General features: G+C 62.8%; 18 protein-coding genes. 6 read left to right on the top strand and 12 right to left on the bottom strand.

What is annotated here, in order from left to right:
- Positions 1-177 precede the first annotated feature (177 nt).
- The 3 genes from MESOP_RS03145 to MESOP_RS03135 form a co-directional block, all read right to left on the bottom strand.
- Entirely contained in the window at positions 178-735 is a 558-nt protein-coding gene (locus MESOP_RS03145) for a fasciclin domain-containing protein (protein WP_013891875.1), read from the bottom strand.
- 223 nt (positions 736-958) lie between these two features.
- Positions 959-1,681 carry an anti-sigma factor gene (locus MESOP_RS03140; RefSeq protein WP_013891874.1) on the bottom strand — a complete coding sequence of 241 codons (723 nt, stop codon included), beginning with the start codon at positions 1,679-1,681 and terminating at the stop codon, positions 959-961.
- Positions 1,678-2,217, bottom strand: a complete 540-nt coding sequence (locus MESOP_RS03135) for a sigma-70 family RNA polymerase sigma factor (protein WP_013891873.1) — start codon at positions 2,215-2,217, stop codon at positions 1,678-1,680. The genes MESOP_RS03140 and MESOP_RS03135 overlap by 4 nt, the downstream gene beginning before the upstream one ends.
- Positions 2,218-2,356: 139 nt before the next feature.
- Here MESOP_RS03135 and MESOP_RS03130 point away from each other — a divergent pair, with 139 nt between their 5' ends.
- Both MESOP_RS03130 and argB read left to right on the top strand, forming a co-directional pair.
- Positions 2,357-3,850, top strand: a complete 1,494-nt coding sequence (locus tag MESOP_RS03130) for an amidase (protein ID WP_013891872.1) — start codon at positions 2,357-2,359, stop codon at positions 3,848-3,850.
- A gap of 151 nt (positions 3,851-4,001) precedes the next feature.
- Positions 4,002-4,895 (top strand): acetylglutamate kinase, encoded by an 894-nt coding sequence (argB, locus tag MESOP_RS03125; RefSeq protein WP_041164491.1) that lies wholly within the window; start codon positions 4,002-4,004, stop codon positions 4,893-4,895.
- A 34-nt stretch (positions 4,896-4,929) separates the two neighbouring features.
- Here argB and MESOP_RS03120 read toward each other — a convergent pair whose 3' ends face one another.
- The 3 genes from MESOP_RS03120 to MESOP_RS03110 all read right to left on the bottom strand — a co-directional run bounded on the left by MESOP_RS03120 (position 4,930) and on the right by MESOP_RS03110 (position 7,636).
- Positions 4,930-5,553 carry a RidA family protein gene (locus MESOP_RS03120; protein ID WP_245265046.1) on the bottom strand — a complete coding sequence of 208 codons (624 nt, stop codon included), beginning with the start codon at positions 5,551-5,553 and terminating at the stop codon, positions 4,930-4,932.
- On the bottom strand, positions 5,495-7,042 hold the full coding sequence (gene bchE / locus MESOP_RS03115; protein WP_013891869.1) for a magnesium-protoporphyrin IX monomethyl ester anaerobic oxidative cyclase: 1,548 nt from the start codon (positions 7,040-7,042) through the stop codon (positions 5,495-5,497). The genes MESOP_RS03120 and bchE overlap by 59 nt, the downstream gene beginning before the upstream one ends.
- Positions 7,043-7,159: 117 nt before the next feature.
- A complete protein-coding gene (locus tag MESOP_RS03110; protein ID WP_013891868.1) occupies positions 7,160-7,636 on the bottom strand; it encodes an Lrp/AsnC family transcriptional regulator in 477 nt (158 codons plus the stop codon).
- 137 nt (positions 7,637-7,773) lie between these two features.
- Between MESOP_RS03110 and phhA the strand changes: the two genes are divergently transcribed.
- Positions 7,774-8,610, top strand: a complete 837-nt coding sequence (gene phhA / locus MESOP_RS03105; RefSeq protein WP_013891867.1) for a phenylalanine 4-monooxygenase — start codon at positions 7,774-7,776, stop codon at positions 8,608-8,610.
- Positions 8,611-8,691: 81 nt separating this feature from the next.
- On the opposite strand, the gene MESOP_RS03100 is transcribed toward phhA, so the two are convergent.
- Positions 8,692-9,084 carry a VOC family protein gene (locus MESOP_RS03100; protein WP_013891866.1) on the bottom strand — a complete coding sequence of 131 codons (393 nt, stop codon included), beginning with the start codon at positions 9,082-9,084 and terminating at the stop codon, positions 8,692-8,694.
- 102 nt (positions 9,085-9,186) lie between these two features.
- On the opposite strand from MESOP_RS03100, the gene MESOP_RS03095 reads away from it, so the two are divergent.
- Positions 9,187-9,819 carry a TetR/AcrR family transcriptional regulator gene (locus MESOP_RS03095; protein WP_013891865.1) on the top strand — a complete coding sequence of 211 codons (633 nt, stop codon included), beginning with the start codon at positions 9,187-9,189 and terminating at the stop codon, positions 9,817-9,819.
- A 48-nt stretch (positions 9,820-9,867) separates the two neighbouring features.
- Here MESOP_RS03095 and MESOP_RS03090 read toward each other — a convergent pair whose 3' ends face one another.
- On the bottom strand, positions 9,868-10,365 hold the full coding sequence (locus tag MESOP_RS03090) for a MarR family winged helix-turn-helix transcriptional regulator (RefSeq protein WP_041163973.1): 498 nt from the start codon (positions 10,363-10,365) through the stop codon (positions 9,868-9,870).
- A 94-nt stretch (positions 10,366-10,459) separates the two neighbouring features.
- Between MESOP_RS03090 and MESOP_RS35515 the strand changes: the two genes are divergently transcribed.
- Positions 10,460-10,627 (top strand): hypothetical protein, encoded by a 168-nt coding sequence (locus tag MESOP_RS35515; RefSeq protein ID WP_013891863.1) that lies wholly within the window; start codon positions 10,460-10,462, stop codon positions 10,625-10,627.
- Positions 10,628-10,684: 57 nt separating this feature from the next.
- On the opposite strand, the gene MESOP_RS03085 is transcribed toward MESOP_RS35515, so the two are convergent.
- The 3 genes from MESOP_RS03085 to MESOP_RS03075 all read right to left on the bottom strand — a co-directional run bounded on the left by MESOP_RS03085 (position 10,685) and on the right by MESOP_RS03075 (position 13,288).
- On the bottom strand, positions 10,685-12,124 hold the full coding sequence (locus tag MESOP_RS03085) for a GMC oxidoreductase (protein WP_013891862.1): 1,440 nt from the start codon (positions 12,122-12,124) through the stop codon (positions 10,685-10,687).
- Positions 12,121-12,315, bottom strand: coding sequence for a hypothetical protein (locus tag MESOP_RS03080; RefSeq protein ID WP_013891861.1), 195 nt, complete (start codon positions 12,313-12,315; stop codon positions 12,121-12,123). The genes MESOP_RS03085 and MESOP_RS03080 overlap by 4 nt, the downstream gene beginning before the upstream one ends.
- Positions 12,316-12,526: 211 nt before the next feature.
- A complete protein-coding gene (locus MESOP_RS03075; protein WP_013891860.1) occupies positions 12,527-13,288 on the bottom strand; it encodes a GGDEF domain-containing protein in 762 nt (253 codons plus the stop codon).
- Positions 13,289-13,449: 161 nt separating this feature from the next.
- On the opposite strand from MESOP_RS03075, the gene MESOP_RS03070 reads away from it, so the two are divergent.
- A complete protein-coding gene (locus MESOP_RS03070; protein ID WP_013891859.1) occupies positions 13,450-14,169 on the top strand; it encodes a pyrimidine 5'-nucleotidase in 720 nt (239 codons plus the stop codon).
- Between the two features lie 92 nt (positions 14,170-14,261).
- Here the strand turns inward: MESOP_RS03070 and MESOP_RS03065 are convergent, their stop codons facing one another.
- Complete coding sequence (locus MESOP_RS03065) at positions 14,262-15,107, bottom strand: LOG family protein (RefSeq protein WP_013891858.1); 846 nt, start codon at positions 15,105-15,107, stop codon at positions 14,262-14,264.
- Positions 15,108-15,189 lie beyond the last annotated feature (82 nt).

Here is a 15,189-nt window from a genome sequence, read left to right as displayed (position 1 = left end):
AAGTCAAAAGCCGGTGACGGTTGCCCTCGACGAACTCCGCGCCGTTCCACGGGTGGATCCGTGGGCGGCGCGGAGCACGCGTGTCGCTTGCAGGTCCGGGAGCGAGACGATGCAATCGACGGAGGGCTCTTGCTGCAGGTTCGCCGCGGCAAGCCCTTTGTTACATTTTCGGGCCGATCACATCTTCGGGAGCAGGACCTTGTCGATGACGTGGATGACGCCGTTGGACTGCTCGACATCGGCGATCGTCACATTGGCGACATTGCCGTTCTCGTCGGTGACGGTGACCTTGCCGCCATCGGCCTTGAGCGACAGCTCGCAGCCGCCGGCGGTCTTGACCTTGTGGGTGCCGCCGTCGGCCTTGGCCATCGCGGCCACGTCGGCGCCCATCGCCTTGGCGCCGATGACATGGCAGGTCAGGATCTTGGCGAGCTTGTCCTTGTTCTCGGGCTTGAGCAGCGTGTCGACCGTGCCGGCCGGCAGGGCGGCAAAGGCTTCGTTGGTCGGCGCGAAAACGGTGAACGGACCGGCGCCCTGCAGGGTTTCGACCAGGCCGGCAGCCTTGACGGCCGCGACCAGCGTCGTGTGGTCCTTCGAATTGACGGCGTTTTCGACGATGGTCTTGTTGGCAAACATGGCGGCGCCGCCGACCATCGGGTTTTCGGCATAGGCGGCGGTGGCAAGCGCGGAAACGGCGATCGTACCGGCAAGCAAAAGGGTGGCGAATTTACGCATGATGTAGAACTCCTCGGGTTTTCTCTTCCCATTTTTGGGGACGCGAGGAGATACGGAACACAAGCGCCGGAGTTTCAGTATATTTTTCGTTTTTGAATTTATCTGAGCGCGGAAAGAAATTGTCCAAGCTGGTAGTTTGCCGGCTTGGCGGCATTTTAGACGTGCGTGATGAAGGATAGACTTGCTATCGCCTAAATCATGGTTACAAGCGCGAACGGTCGGGTTAGATGCTCTTCAAATTGCCCGCGGCAACCACCGGTCCGGTCGGCTGCCCAGTTGGCGAACCGCCTGACGGTTCGAGGCTGACGGCCAACACCGCGCCTTGCGCCAGCTTCTGCTGCGCCGACGGCGAGACGACGATATGCGCGGTCGCTCCGCTCGGGATGACACCCATCGAGACCGGCGCGTTCTTGCCTTCGATCATCCACAGTTCGAAGTCCTTGCCGGAAGCGCGCTCGCCGGAGACATGCGACAGGCTGACTTCATGGTGCGCGGCATCATAGACGGCGAGGTATTTGACGTCGCTGCCGTCGGCGGCCAGCGAGGCGACTAGCCGCGTCTGCGGCTGGACGGCCACCGGATTGACGTAGGGCACGGCAATGTAGAGCGCGAGCGCGGCAACCGCCGCCACCGCGAGGCCGCGCCAGAAGGCGAGGCTGGACCAGAGGCCTGCACGGGGTTCGGCGGGTGCGGCCGGGGTCGATGCAAACAGGCGTCGATCGACAGCCGCCTTCACCGATGCCGGTGGCTCGATTTCCGGATAGGCGTCAGCCAGTGGCGAGAGGCGAACCTCCCAGCCGTCGACAAGCCGCGCGAAATCGGTCTCGGAATCGATGCGCCTGGACGCGATCTGCCGCTCGTCCGCCGGCAGCACGCCGAGAACGTATTCGGCGGCGAACATGTCGTCGCCCCCACGTTCCGGTCCATTGTCCTCTGCGAGCGTCATCTCTCCAGGCATTCTCTGAGTTTCATCAGGCTGCGGCGCAGCCAGGTACGCATCGTGTTCAACGGCACGCCGTGGCGTTCCGCCAGTTCGGCATAGCTTTCGCCCTTGAGATAAGCGCCCCGGACGGCCGCCGCCCGGTCCTTCTCCAGCTCGTCGAGGCAATGATGGACGCGTTCGGTCTCGTCGCCCGCCATCGCCATCGCTTCAGGTCCCGGTGCCGGATCGGCCACGTCGAGCGCGGCATCGATATCGGCGGCAGGCTTGCGCCGCGCTCTGATGCGATCGATCGCATGATTGCGCGCGATCGCCACCAGCCAGGAGATCGGGCTCAGATCGGAGACAGCAAAACGGTCCGCCTTCGTCCATATCTTGACGAAGACTTCCTGCAGCGCTTCTTCAGCATCTCCCCGGTCGTTCAATACACGAAGGCATACGCCGAAAAGTTTCGCGCTAGTCTGCCGGTAGAGCAGATCGAACGCGGCCCGATCCTTCATCGAAGTCCGGACGATCAGCTTGGTGATGTCCTGCGGCGTCATGCCGAGCCAAATTAGGCAATTGCGTTGTATTTGCAACGACGGAAATATTCGATGCACCTAAAGTTCCGGCGTCCGGACGCAGGCTTCGATTGCCAAGGGAATCGCCGCTGGCTAGCTTGGCGGCAATGGGGGGACGCACATGTCGGTCGAACGGATCCTGTGGGAAGAAGACGCAACCGGCCTTGCCGGCCTGGTGCGCAAGGGCGAGCTGTCCGCGATCGAGCTGACCGAGGCGGCGATCGCACGCGCCGAGGCCACTAGGCCTGAAATCAATGCCACGGCCGAGCCGCTCTATGAGGCCGCACGGACGCGGGCGAAAACAATGGACCGTTCGTTGCCGCTGGCCGGCGTGCCCTTTGCCATCAAGGATCTCGGCATCGCCATCAAGGGCGTACCGTCGCATGGCGGCAGCCGCATTCCCGCCTGGCTGCCCGATGTCAATTCGGTGATGACCGAGCGCTACCTCGCCGCCGGACTGGTCCCGATCGTCACCTCGACATCGCCGGAACATGGGCTGCGGCTGATGACCGAATCCAAGGCCTTCGGCATCACTCGCAATCCCTGGAACACCGGACACACCACCGGCGGCTCGTCCGGCGGTGCGGCAGCGCTGGTCGCAGCCGGCGTCGTGCCGGTGGCGCATGCCTCGGATGGCGGCGGCTCGATCCGCGTGCCGTCCGCCTGCACCGGGCTGGTCGGCCTCAAGACCTCGCGCGGCCGCATCCCGCTGACGCCGCTGGTGAGCGAAAGCTGGTACGGCATGGTGGTCGACCATGCTGTCACCCGCTCGGTGCGCGATTGCGCGCTGCTGCTCGACCTCACCCACGGTCCCGACTCGCTGTCGCCCTATGCCGCGCTGCCGCCGAAGGGCACATTCGCCGCTGCCGCCGCGCGCGATCCCGGCAAGCTCAGCCTGGCGGTCTACCGCAAATCGCCGCTTGGCCTGCCGATTTCGGCCGAGACGATGAAAGCGCTGGACATCGCGGTGGCGCTTGCCCGCGAAGGCGGCCACACCGTCGAGGACATCGACCTGCCCTTCATCGGGCGTGATTTCTTCGCCGACTTCTGCAGGACGGTTGCCTCCGCCGTGGCCGGTACGCTGCGGGCGGAAGCGCAGCGCGTCGGCCGTGCCGTTACCGGCGACGTCGAGCGTGCCACGCGGGTGCTCGGCCGGTTGGGCGAGATGGTTTCGGCCGGCGAGACCTATGCCGCCCTGCAGCGGCTCCACGCCGCTTCGCGACAGCTGATCACGGAGACCGCGCAGTACGATGCCGTGCTGTTGCCTGTTATCGCCCACCCGCCGCTTGCCTGTGGCGCCATGGATCCGAGAGGCGCCGATGAACTGATCGAGAACCTGCTCGACAAGCTTCACCTCACGCCCTTGCTTAAGGTGAAGTCCGTGTTCGGCCAGCTGATGGACAAGAGCCTATGGTTCACCCACTGGCCGGCGATCCACAATGTCAGCGGCCAGCCGTCGATTGCGCTGCCCGTCCATGTCACCGATGCCGGCCTGCCGCTCGGCATCCAGGCCGCCGGCCGGCCGGGCGACGAAGAAACGCTTTTGTCCTTCGCCGCACAGATGGAGAAGATTTCGGGCTGGCTGAAGCGGCGGGCGCCGCTGATGATGCCCTGATAGTGACGAGGCCGTGAACCCGGCGAATATGACAACAATGACATTTGCGGGCAGAGCCAATTCCCGCTAAGACGCCGCCGGTCTTAACGGTGCACGTGCCCAGCGGTTTGGGGCAACGACATGCACAGATCAAAGCCAGGGAACCATGCCGATGACGGAGATAACCGCCACCGCCGAAATGCAGGCAGCCCTGCTGTCGCGGGCGCTGCCTTACATGCAGCGCTACGAGCACAAGACGGTCGTGGTGAAATATGGCGGCCACGCCATGGGCGATATCGAGCTCGGCAAGGCTTTCGCGCGCGACATCGCGCTGTTGAAACAATCCGGCGTCAACCCGATCGTCGTTCACGGCGGCGGGCCGCAGATCGGCGCCATGCTGGCCAAGATGGGCATCGAATCCAAGTTCGAGGGCGGCCTGCGCGTCACCGACCAGAAGACGGTCGAGATCGTCGAGATGGTGCTGGCCGGCTCGATCAACAAGGAGATCGTCGCCCTGATCAACGCCGAGGGCGAATGGGCGATCGGCCTGTGCGGCAAGGACGGCAACATGGTCTTCGCCGAAAAGGCGCGCAAGACCATGATCGACCCGGACTCCAACATCGAGCGCGTGCTCGATCTCGGTTTCGTCGGCGAGCCGGTCGAGGTCGACCGCACGCTGCTCGATCTCCTGGCGCGCTCCGAAATGATCCCGGTGCTGGCGCCGGTGGCGCCCGGCCGCGACGGCCACACCTACAACATCAACGCCGATACCTTCGCCGGCGCCATTGCCGGGGCTTGCAAGGCCACGCGCCTGCTGTTCCTCACCGACGTGCCCGGCGTGCTCGACAAGAACAAGAAGCTGATCGACGAATTGACCGTCGCCGAGGCGAGGGCACTGATCAAGGACGGCACCGTCTCGGGCGGCATGATCCCCAAGGTCGAGACCTGCATCGAGGCGATCGAGCGCGGGGTCGAAGGCGTCGTCATCCTCAACGGCAAGACGCCGCATTCGGTGCTGCTCGAACTTTTCACCGAACATGGCGCCGGCACGCTGATAGTGCCCTGACGGTCCGCGGCTGTGCCCGCCTGCGCGGCACGCACTAATCCGGCAGGGCCGCCACCGCCACGATCTCGATGACCAGATCGGGATGGGCAAGTGCAACCACTCCGATCACCTCCGATGGCGGCGGATTGTTGTAGCTGCAATGCTTTGGGCAATGCTCGGCAAAGAATTCATCCATCACGTCCAACCGGAAATTTGGCGAGCTCAAGGCCCCGCCGTCCGGAAACGGTCCCTTGACGTATTGAGTGATCTTGACGAGATGCTCGAGCGAACTGCCGAGCTCCTCCAAATCCGATTTGATGTTCGTCAGGATGGAGCGCCATTGCGTCGCCGCGTCACCAACGGCACCTCCCTTGCCACTCGACGGATCGTAGTTCTCGGCGGTGCCCGTATTTCCGGCAAGGAAGACGAACCCCTTGGCTCCCGTCACGACAGTGCCTTTCCCCCAGGGCATCAGCCGGTCACCTTTCATCTTCTTATGCGTGACCAGGTTCATCGCTTCCTCCTGCCGGTAACCAACGGTTCGATTGCAGAAAATTAGCGCACTGCCCGCCGGCCGCCAGGGCCAGCCTCGCGGCAGCGACACCTGGAGGAAGCGCCGCTCAGGCGGTGCGCGATTGCGCGACGGCGGACGCGGCCGGTTTTCGGGCTTGGCGCGCAAACACCATCGATTCCTCTTCGGCATCCTGCGGCGCGCCACAGAATTCGGCGAGCGTCGGCCCGTCTTTCACCCTGATGTCGCGCGCCAGAAAACCCCAGACTTCGCGGAACCAGACGCGGCGGCCCATCCGCGTATACCAGCGCATCGAATGCCGCTGCTCGGGATCGGGGTGGAACAGGATGCGCGCCAGTGCCTTTGGCCGCGACTGCACGGCGAGTTCGATCAGCTTGACCGAGAAGAACAGCATCCACGGCTTCAGCCGGGTCATGTGCAGCACCTGATGCTTGTAGTCCCACAGCCGGGCGTCCTGCTGGATCACCTTGCGGTCGCGGGCAATCCTGAAAAACGGCGTCCAGCGATGCGGCGTCACGTAAAGCGCCTGGATCTGGTCGGGGTCGTAGGCGATGAGCTGGCGAAAGCCGCGCCAGAGGTGGCGAAACCCCTCATCCTCGAAACCGGCCACCCAGGTCGCCATCGACAGGATGCCATGTTTTCGCAGCAGCCGGATCGCCTCGCGGTCGGATGAAATGCTGCCGCCCTTGCGGATCAATTGAAGCGTCTGCTCGTCGGTGTTCTCCATGCCGAGCAGCCAGCGGATGACACCGGCCTTGCGGTAGAGATGCAGGATATCTGCGTCGCGCACGATGTCGTCGGCCCGCGTCGAGCCGACGATCAGCACCGGTACATCCTCGGCGATCAGGGCGTCGAGAAAGGCGCGCCATGCCTTCTTCGATACGGTCGGGTTCTCGTCGGCGAGATTGATCAGTTCGACGCCGTGCTCGCGGTGTAGCCAGGCGATTTCCCGCGCGAATTTTTTGGGATCGCGGTGCCGCCAGCGGGTCCAGAAGCCGCGCTGGCCGCAATAGTTGCACAGATGTGGGCAGCCGCGCGAAAACTGCATGACCACGGCGCGCTTGCCGCCCCAGTAGCTGTAGCGGCTGTGGTCGATCAGCTCCCAGCCGACGCGGTAGGCATCGAGCTCGGCGACGGTCATCGCCGGCTGCGTGGCGAAGGGCCGGCGCAGATCGTCACGAAAGGCGATGCCGGCCACGCTTGCCGGCGGCTGGTGCATTTCAAGCGCCTCGACCAGCGCCACGTCGGTCGCCTCGCCCTCGCCGCGCACGATGAAGTCGAAGACATCGGTGGCGGCCAGGATGTCGCGCCAGTGATAGGTCGGGAAGACACCACCATAGATGACGATGGTCGCCGGCTCGCGTGCCTTGATCATCCCGGCGATCAAAAGGGCGGTCGGGTGCGCCGAGGTCGAGCCGGAATGGCCGATCAGGACGAAGTCCGGTCGATCGTCGAGTGCGCTGCGCACCACAATGTCGAGCGGCATCGGCCCGAATTCGGCGTCGACCAGCCGCACCTCATGGCCGGCGTCGATCAGCGGGCCGCCGATCGCCAGCAGGCCAAGCGGCGGCAGATGATCGTCCGGCACGCGGCTGCCGATGGCGGTGTGCGGCGGATTGATCAGGACGATTTTCATGGCGGACCTCCTGGAGGGATGATCCGCGCAAGCTGGCCGGCGATGTGGACCCCGGCTTGGCCTGTTTCAGCAGTTTGCGTGCAGCTTCTCCGCAGGAATGCGGAAGGATGGGCGATGTCATCGCTTCAGGTGCGCGAGCGGCACGTGGCCGGGCCCCTTGATGTTCTGCAGCACCAGCTGGGTGTGCACGTCGCGCACGCCGTCGAGCCGCATCAGCCGGTGCATGACGAAGGCGTTGAGTTCGTCGACCGACGGCACCATGACATGCAGCAGGAAATCGTGGTCGCCGGTCATCGTCCAGCATGACGACACCTCGTCCATGCGCTGCACGGCGGCAATGAAGCTTTCGGGCGAGCCGTCGCTGTGGCTGACCAGGCGCACCTGGATGAAAACCTCGACCATCAAGCCGACCGCGCGGCGGCTGATCACCGCGGCAAAGCCCTTGATGATGCCGGCATCCTGCAGCGCCTCGAAGCGGCGCGCGCACGGCGTCGTCGAAAGGCCGATCTCCTGCGCCAGCTCCGATACTGGCTTGCGGCCGTCGCGCTGCAGGACATCGAGCATCTTGATCTCGAAATCATCGAACTGAGGCATTTTCACTCCTATGGCGCAGATTGTGAGTGAATATTATCCACGATATCGCATTCGAGCTACCACAAAAGCCGATTTGCCCCGGCAAATCCGGTTAGCCTTTCGGCAGGTCACCATCGTGATTTGCAGGGAGAAAAACCATGACGACGATGAGCGTTGCCGAATATGCCCGCGACTGCGCGGCGCAAGGGTTGCGAGGCGACTATTCGGTCTGCCGTGCCGATTTCACCGTGGCGCAGGGCTATGACTACAGCGCCGAGGAACAGGCGGTGTGGCGCACATTGTGCGACCGCCAGACCAAGCTGACGCGCAAGCTCGCCCATCATTCCTATCTCGACGGTGTCGAGAAGCTCGGCCTGCTCGACCGCATCCCCGATTTCGGGGACGTCAGCGCCAAGCTGCGCAAGCTGACCGGCTGGGAGATTGTCGCCGTGCCGGGTCTCATACCGGCCGCCCCCTTCTTCGATCATCTCGCCAATCGCCGCTTCCCGGTCACCAACTGGCTGCGCACCAGGCAGGAACTCGACTACATCGTCGAGCCGGACATGTTCCACGATTTCTTCGGCCACGTGCCGGTGCTGTCGCAGCCGGTGTTCGCCGACTTCATGCAGATGTATGGCAAGAAGGCCGGCGACGTCATCGCGCTCGGCGGCGACGAGATGATCACCCGGCTCTACTGGTATACGGCCGAATACGGCTTGATGCAGGAGGCAGGCCAGCCGCTAAAGGCCTTTGGCGCCGGCCTGATGTCGTCCTTTACCGAATTGCAGTTCGCCGTCGAGAGCAAGGACGCCCATCACGTGCCCTTCGACCTCGAAACAGTAATGCGCACCGGCTACGAGATCGACAAGTTCCAGCGCGCCTATTTCGTGCTGCCGTCCTTCGATGCCCTGCGCGATGCCTTCCGGACCGCCGATTTCGAGGCGATCTTCACCCGCCGCAAGGGCCAGCCAGCACTCGACCCGGCGACGGTCTAGTGGATCCGGCTCCGGTGTTTAAGGCGCGTCGCGTGGATCCATTTCGACGCGACGCGCCTTGGGCGCTTTGATCTCGCCAGGCTATTGCATGGCAGACGGGTTCATCCACAGGAACTCCCAGACGTTTCCGTCTGGGTCTTCGATGTGACGGTTGAACATGAAACCGAGATCCTGCGCTGGATTGGGATCGGCGCGGCCGCCTGCCGCCACGCCCTTCTCGATTATGGCATTGACCTCGTCCCTGCTGTCGGTGGTGAGCGCGATCAGCATCTGGCTGTCACGCTTCTGCCGCGCTGTGAACTGGCTGTAATGCTGGTGCGTGAGCAACATGACACCAATGGAGTCCGAGAACATGATCGAGCTGGCCTGGTCGTTCGAGAACTGCGGATTAAGCGTGCCCCCGATCGCGAGATAAAAGTTTGTCGCTGCCTGCAGGTCGCGCACCGGCAGATTAAGGAAGATCATCTTGGTCATCGGTCTAGGCTCGCCTTCGTTGACAGGGTACTAGTCAGTCCAGTACCGTTTCAGAGCTATCATACGGGAACGGTACCGTCTAGTACCGGTCGAGAGGCGCCAATGGAAATCGAAGGTGAGACCAGATCGGCACGCAAGGATCGTGAAATCATCCAGGCGGCCACGGCGGCGTTCATCGGCAAGGGCTATGATGGAACCAGCATGGAGGAAATCGCCACAAGGGCGGGAGCTTCCAAGCAGACCATCTACAAGCATTTCACGGACAAAGAGACGCTTTTCGGCGAAGTCGTCCTATCAACCGCTACCCAGGTCAACGATGTCATAGAGTCCGTGACGACACTGCTTTCCGAGGCGAAATTCATGGAGGGCGGCCTGCAGCAGCTTGCTCGACGTTTGGTAACGATGCTCCTGGATGAAGAGTTGTTGAAGCTGCGGCGCCTGATTATCGCCAACGCGGATCGAATGCCGCAACTTGGCCGCAGCTGGTACGAAAAAGGTTTTGAGCGCATGCTTGCCTCAACGGCGTCCTGCTTTCAAAAACTCACCGATCGAGGACTGATGCAAACCAGTGATCCCCGTCTGGCAGCCAGCCATTTGTTTGGAATGCTTCTTTGGATTCCCATGAATGAAGCTATGTTCACGGGAAGCAATCCGCGCTCCAAGGCCGAACTTGAACGGCACGCGGATGCCTCGGTGGAGGCGTTTCTTGTCGCCTATGGGGTCCAGCCGAAATAGTCCGGCTCCCTGCCGGCGTTCGCGGTAACGCCGGCGAACACATGGCCCCTATCGCCCGGGAATGACCGGCCCCTCGGCCTTCAGCCGCGCAAGCTGGTCGCGCTGCAGGTCGAGCGCGGCGTTGACGAAGCGCGATATTGTGGCAAGTTCGGCGTCGCTGAAGGCGGCTATGACCTTTTCGCCTTCCCGCGCGATGGCGCCGTAATAGCGTGCCGACAGATCCCGCGTCGCCTCGGTTGCCTCGACCACCACCTTGCGCCTGTCCTCGAGGCTGCGCGTGCGTGTCAGCAGGCCACGCGCTTCCAGCCGGTCGATCAGCGCCGTCACCGCGGCCGGGGTGAGCCCGGTTGCGGTTGCGATCGCGCCGGCCGATTGCGGTCCGCCGTAAAGCAGTCCGAGGCAATGGCGCTCGGCCATGTTCAGCCCGAGCTTTACCCCGACCGCTTCGTCATAAGCCTGCGTCGCGTCCTGCCACTGCATGATGGCAAGGCCGATCTCGGCCGTCATTGCCTTGCGATTTCCACTTGACGAATTTATTTCGACCATCTAACTATCAATCTGTCTAACATTTAGACTATCGCAGCAATATGCGGCTGCGCCGAAGACATGGCAAGAGCCTGCCGCCGACAAGGAGTGAAAAATGAGCTTGATTCAACAGCGCGCGCCTCTCTCTCATGATGAGGAGTTCAAATACGCCAAGCTTGCAATGGAATGGTATGGCTGGGGCTCTCCCATCGGCCTCGGCATTCTGCTCGTATCCCTGGCCGCCGCAGCGGTGCTGGTGCGCATCGCCATCTACGGTTTTTGAGCCGATACCAAGCTTTGCCGGCGCCGTCTTCAGCGCCGGCAGAGATTGCAAGGGAGCTCAGACGGCAACCACCTTGGCCAAATGCTCACCCAGCCGGCAGGCCAGCGCGGTGATCGTCGTTGTCGGGTTGGCTTGCCCCGACGTGCAGAACACCGAAGAGCCGCCGACATAGAGATTGTCCATGCCATGCACCTTGCAATTGGCGTCGACCACGCTCTTGGTGACGTCGGTGCCCATGCGCGTGCCGCCCATATGGTGGTGGCCAGCCGTCTCGTCGTTGGTCGGATAGTCCTGGCCATTGGCGATCCAGTCGGCGATGCGCACCCGGCCGAGATTCTTCTTGATCAGCGTGGTGCCGAACAGCCTAAGCCCCTCGAGAAGGGTACGGCGTTCCAGGTCCGATTTCTTCCAGTGCAGTTCGATGCGCGGCACGCCGGCATGGTCGACATCGGTCTTCGACAGTTCGATCTGGTTGGAGGCCCGCGGCGCCTGTTCCCAGGCGACATAGAGCTGGGCCGCGCAACGCAGGTTCTGGCTCAGCTTGGAGGACATCCATTCCGCCATGTTGGGCGCCGTGCAGGCAAGATCGGCGATCAGGCTCTTGACCCCCGGATACGGCGTCTCGATCAGCCGGATACCGAAATTCATGATCTGCAGGCGCTCCATCGCGGCGAGCGTCGGCGAGAAGAAGGCCTCGTTGACGGCATCGACCTCGAACTCGCCGTAGTCGGCCAGGATGGCATTGCCGCCCTCGAAGGTCGGGTGCTCCATCCAGTAACGGCCGAGCGCCGCCGCATTCGGCACCACGCCGCCGTTCGAGCGCCGGTTCGACCACAAAAGCAGCCGTGAATTCTCCAGCCCGCCGGTGCAGACGATGAAATAATCAGCGCTGAAGAAGCCGGCATCCTGGCCGTCGGACCACAGCCTGGCACCGGTCACCCGTTTGCCGTCGCCGGCAAGTTCGGTGGCATAGGTGTTGAGCACGACCGCGATGTTGCCGCTCTTGTCGAGTTCGTCGCCGAATTTCTCGGCGAAACGCACCGCCGGGCTCTTGATCAGCTGTACCCAGCGAATGTCGTCCGATATCGGCACATCCGGCCGGAAATCGGGAAGGTCGAGGATGTCGTGCACCTCGTTCAGGTAGGGCTCGATATCGGCGCGGCGGATCGGCCAGCCGGTGTCGGGTGCCCAGGCTTTCGGCTCGAAATCCTGCTTGTCGAGCACGCGGCACCATCCGGCCCAGTGGTTGGAGCTGCCGCCCATGAACCGCAGCCGGGTGATGTCGAGGTCGAAATAGAAATCGCCGACGGTGGTGCCGCGGTAGAAATCCTGGGATTCGTCGCTGAAATCCCGCGCGCCGGCTTCCAGCACCACGACTGGAATGCCGGCGGCACCGAGCTTGCGGGCAATGGTGGTGCCGGCCGGACCGGAACCGAGGATGCAGACCTTGGGTTTGAAATTGGCGGCGCGATACGCCTCGTAACTGTCGAAGATCATGCCAGATCGCTCCGCTTCAGGATCCAGCCATTGGCCTCGACGATTTCGTTCGGGTCGGCCAGTGCATCGACCCGGGATGCGTCGGGAGGGGCGGCGTCGGCATCAGGCGATTTGCGGAACAGGGACAGGGCAGGCATTGCGATCAGCGCCTGCATGATCGTGCGGCGCGACATTTCTTTGAAGAAACTCATGACTGGTCTCTCGATGGGGCCTCGACTGCGCATGGCGTTCCCGGAACGGGACATGCATCGGGGAGGATGCCTGTTTCGTGCCAAACCTAACCATGGAGCCGTTTCAAACCGGATAATGGTGCGGCCGGCTGCAAACAAAGTTAGAAATCTCTTAACGGCGGCGCTGGCTTGAGTGGCCCATGGACCGGTCTCCCAGCCATTCGCCGGCGGCTCATGCGGCGGCCGAGATATCCGTGTCGAGGATCGACAGGTTGCGGCCCGCGTGCTTGGCTTGATAGAGGCGCCGGTCGGCGGCGCGCATCAGCTCCGATACATTGGCTTCCTCGCCGCAGACGGTGCCGCCGATGCTGACAGTCAGCGGAATGGTTCGTTCGTCGACGGGCCGGAAGCGGATCAGCTCGACCTCGCGGCGAATGCGCTCGGCGACACGCTTGGCCTCCTGCTCGGTGGCTCCGACCAGGAACGCGCCGAACTCCTCGCCGCCGATGCGGCCGAGCACGTCGCCGTGGCGCACGCCGCGCTCGATCGCGCTGGCGATCAGCAGCAGCGCATCGTCACCGGTCAAGTGACCGAAACTGTCGTTGATCTTCTTGAAATGATCGGCGTCGATGATCAGCAGCGCGCCGCGATCGGACTTGCGTCGGGAGCCATCCAGCGCGGCGAAGAAGCTCTCCCGGTTGAGCATGCCGGTCATGTCATCGCGGCTTGCCTTTTCCGCCAGGCGGCGATGCGCGGCGGCCAGCTGGGCGTGCGCCCGGGCAAGTTCGCGATGCGCATTCTTCAGCCTGTCGCTCTGCCAGAAGGTGCTGGCACAAGCAACCCAGGCGAGTACCAGCGGACAAACAGTCGAGGTCAGCCAGATCGTCCGGCTCATCGGAAATCCCATGGCCGGAACGATGATCAGGGTTAGCAGGAGAGAGATGGCGACTGAGGCGAAAGCGATGGCGGCGGACTTCAGAATTATGGTGTTCATCGCTGGCTCCCACAGGACTGTCTCTGTGCCAGCAAGCCCTGAATGCCACCTTTCCCGGATGCCTAAAATTTGAATCGTGAGCCTGTTTTTGCTACTCGGGTCGCGCGGAAGTTGTGGATAAAGTGCATTTCGGAATCCACGTTTCATGCCATAAGGGGCACATGACCACGCTCCCCGATCCCGCTCGCTTCGCTCATGTCACCGACTGGGTGTTCGATCTCGACAACACGCTCTATCCGCACCATTCGAATCTGTTCTCGCAGATCGACGTCAAGATGACCGCCTATATCGGCGAGTTGCTGGCGCTGCCGCGCGATGAGGCACGCAAGCTGCAGAAGGAGCTTTATCTCGAATATGGCACGACGCTGAACGGGCTGATGACGCGCCACGGCATCGACCCCGACGATTTCCTCGAGAAGGTCCACGACATCGATTATTCGTGGCTGGTGCCCGACCCGGTTCTCGGCACCGCCATCCGGCAGCTTCCCGGCCGCAAGTTCATCTTTACCAATGGCGACCGCAGGCACGCCGAGCGCACCGCGCGCCAGCTCGGCATCCTCGACCATTTCGACGACATCTTCGATATCATCGCCGCCGACCTCAATCCCAAGCCGGCGCGCCAGACCTACGAGAAGTTCGCCGAACTGCACGCCGTCACCGGCCACAATGCGGTGATGTTCGAGGATCTCGCCCGCAACCTTTCCGTGCCGAAATCACTGGGCATGACCACCGTCCTGGTGGTGCCGCGCAATTTCGAGCCGACCTTCTCCGAAATATGGGAGCGCGACCCCGCGCAAGAGGACGACGTCGACTTCGTCACCGACGATCTGGCGACGTTTCTCACGGCGATTGTGGAAGGGGTAGAGGAGTTGAAGAACTGAGGAGTTGAAGAACTGGGGAATTGAAGACTGGGGAACTGGGGGACGATCCGGCTCCCTTTTTCCCTCAGTTCTTCAGTTCCCCAATTCCCAGCCTACTCCCCCAGCTTGTAGAACCGGCTGATAATGCCCCAGGCCTCGTCGGCGGTGTCGACGAAATCGATGATGTCCTGGTCGCCGGGGCTGATCGTGCCCTGTTCGGCGAGGAAGTCGAGATCGATCGCCCTTTTCCAGAACGACTTGCCGAACAGGATCACCGGCACGCGTTCCATGCGTCCGGTCTGGATCAGGGTCAGCGTTTCGAAGAATTCGTCCATCGTGCCGAAGCCGCCGGGAAACACCGCTACCGCCTTGGCGCGCATGACGAAGTGCATCTTGCGGATGGCGAAATAGTGGAAGTTGAAGCACAGCTCCGGCGTCACATAAGCGTTCGGCGCCTGTTCGTGCGGCAAGACGATGTTGAGCCCGATCGACGGCGCCCCGACATCGTCGGCGCCGCGGTTGCCGGCCTCCATCACGCCTGGTCCGCCGCCGGTCACCACGACATATTCGCGGTAGTATGAGGTCGCCGACTGCTGCGAGCACAGCCGGGCGAATTTACGCGCCTCCTCGTAATATTTGCTGTTTTCCTCGAGGTTCTTTTTCTGCGTCTCGTTCTTGGCCGCCCAGGCTTCGCCGCCGGGCTCGGGCAAACGCGCGCCGCCGAACAGGATCACCGTGGAATGGATACCGCGCTCGGCCAGGATCATTTCCGGCTTCAGGAGTTCGAGCTGCAGCCGGACCGCGCGCAATTCGCGCCGCGTCATGAACTCGGGATCGTTCCAGGCCAGCCGGTAGGTCTCGGCCCGCGTCTGCGGCGTGTCCGGTACGCTTCTCGACCGCTCCAGATCCTCGTCCGAATGCGGCAGCGGCGTCCATCCCGCCTTTTCCATGGGAGTCATCGAATCCACCGTCCAATTCCCTTAACTGCGCCGTCCCGTGACGCACACGCGATTGACCCTCATACAGCCTTAACATAGGGTC

Origin of the sequence: Mesorhizobium opportunistum WSM2075 (assembly GCF_000176035.2) — a bacterium.
GTDB classification, from domain to species: domain Bacteria; phylum Pseudomonadota; class Alphaproteobacteria; order Rhizobiales; family Rhizobiaceae; genus Mesorhizobium; species Mesorhizobium opportunistum.
The sequence above is the reverse complement of the archived record's forward strand: the minus strand, read 5'-3'. Positions and strand labels throughout refer to the sequence as shown.

Excerpts from the sequence above, each read along its gene's own strand:
- MESOP_RS03065 (WP_013891858.1), bottom strand. The coding sequence starts at position 15,107 with ATGACTCCCATGGAAAAGGCGGGATGGACGCCGCTGCCGCATTCGGAC.
- argB (WP_041164491.1), top strand. The coding sequence starts at position 4,002 with ATGACGGAGATAACCGCCACCGCCGAAATGCAGGCAGCCCTGCTGTCG.
- MESOP_RS03070 (WP_013891859.1), top strand. The coding sequence starts at position 13,450 with ATGACCACGCTCCCCGATCCCGCTCGCTTCGCTCATGTCACCGACTGG.
- MESOP_RS03130 (WP_013891872.1), top strand. The coding sequence starts at position 2,357 with ATGTCGGTCGAACGGATCCTGTGGGAAGAAGACGCAACCGGCCTTGCC.
- MESOP_RS03095 (WP_013891865.1), top strand. The coding sequence starts at position 9,187 with ATGGAAATCGAAGGTGAGACCAGATCGGCACGCAAGGATCGTGAAATC.
- MESOP_RS03080 (WP_013891861.1), bottom strand. The coding sequence starts at position 12,315 with ATGAGTTTCTTCAAAGAAATGTCGCGCCGCACGATCATGCAGGCGCTG.
- phhA (WP_013891867.1), top strand. The coding sequence starts at position 7,774 with ATGACGACGATGAGCGTTGCCGAATATGCCCGCGACTGCGCGGCGCAA.
- MESOP_RS03085 (WP_013891862.1), bottom strand. The coding sequence starts at position 12,124 with ATGATCTTCGACAGTTACGAGGCGTATCGCGCCGCCAATTTCAAACCC.
- MESOP_RS35515 (WP_013891863.1), top strand. The coding sequence starts at position 10,460 with ATGAGCTTGATTCAACAGCGCGCGCCTCTCTCTCATGATGAGGAGTTC.
- MESOP_RS03100 (WP_013891866.1), bottom strand. The coding sequence starts at position 9,084 with ATGACCAAGATGATCTTCCTTAATCTGCCGGTGCGCGACCTGCAGGCA.
- MESOP_RS03090 (WP_041163973.1), bottom strand. The coding sequence starts at position 10,365 with ATGGTCGAAATAAATTCGTCAAGTGGAAATCGCAAGGCAATGACGGCC.
- MESOP_RS03110 (WP_013891868.1), bottom strand. The coding sequence starts at position 7,636 with ATGCCTCAGTTCGATGATTTCGAGATCAAGATGCTCGATGTCCTGCAG.
- MESOP_RS03145 (WP_013891875.1), bottom strand. The coding sequence starts at position 735 with ATGCGTAAATTCGCCACCCTTTTGCTTGCCGGTACGATCGCCGTTTCC.
- MESOP_RS03075 (WP_013891860.1), bottom strand. The coding sequence starts at position 13,288 with ATGAACACCATAATTCTGAAGTCCGCCGCCATCGCTTTCGCCTCAGTC.
- bchE (WP_013891869.1), bottom strand. The coding sequence starts at position 7,042 with ATGAAAATCGTCCTGATCAATCCGCCGCACACCGCCATCGGCAGCCGC.
- MESOP_RS03135 (WP_013891873.1), bottom strand. The coding sequence starts at position 2,217 with ATGACGCCGCAGGACATCACCAAGCTGATCGTCCGGACTTCGATGAAG.
- MESOP_RS03140 (WP_013891874.1), bottom strand. The coding sequence starts at position 1,681 with ATGACGCTCGCAGAGGACAATGGACCGGAACGTGGGGGCGACGACATG.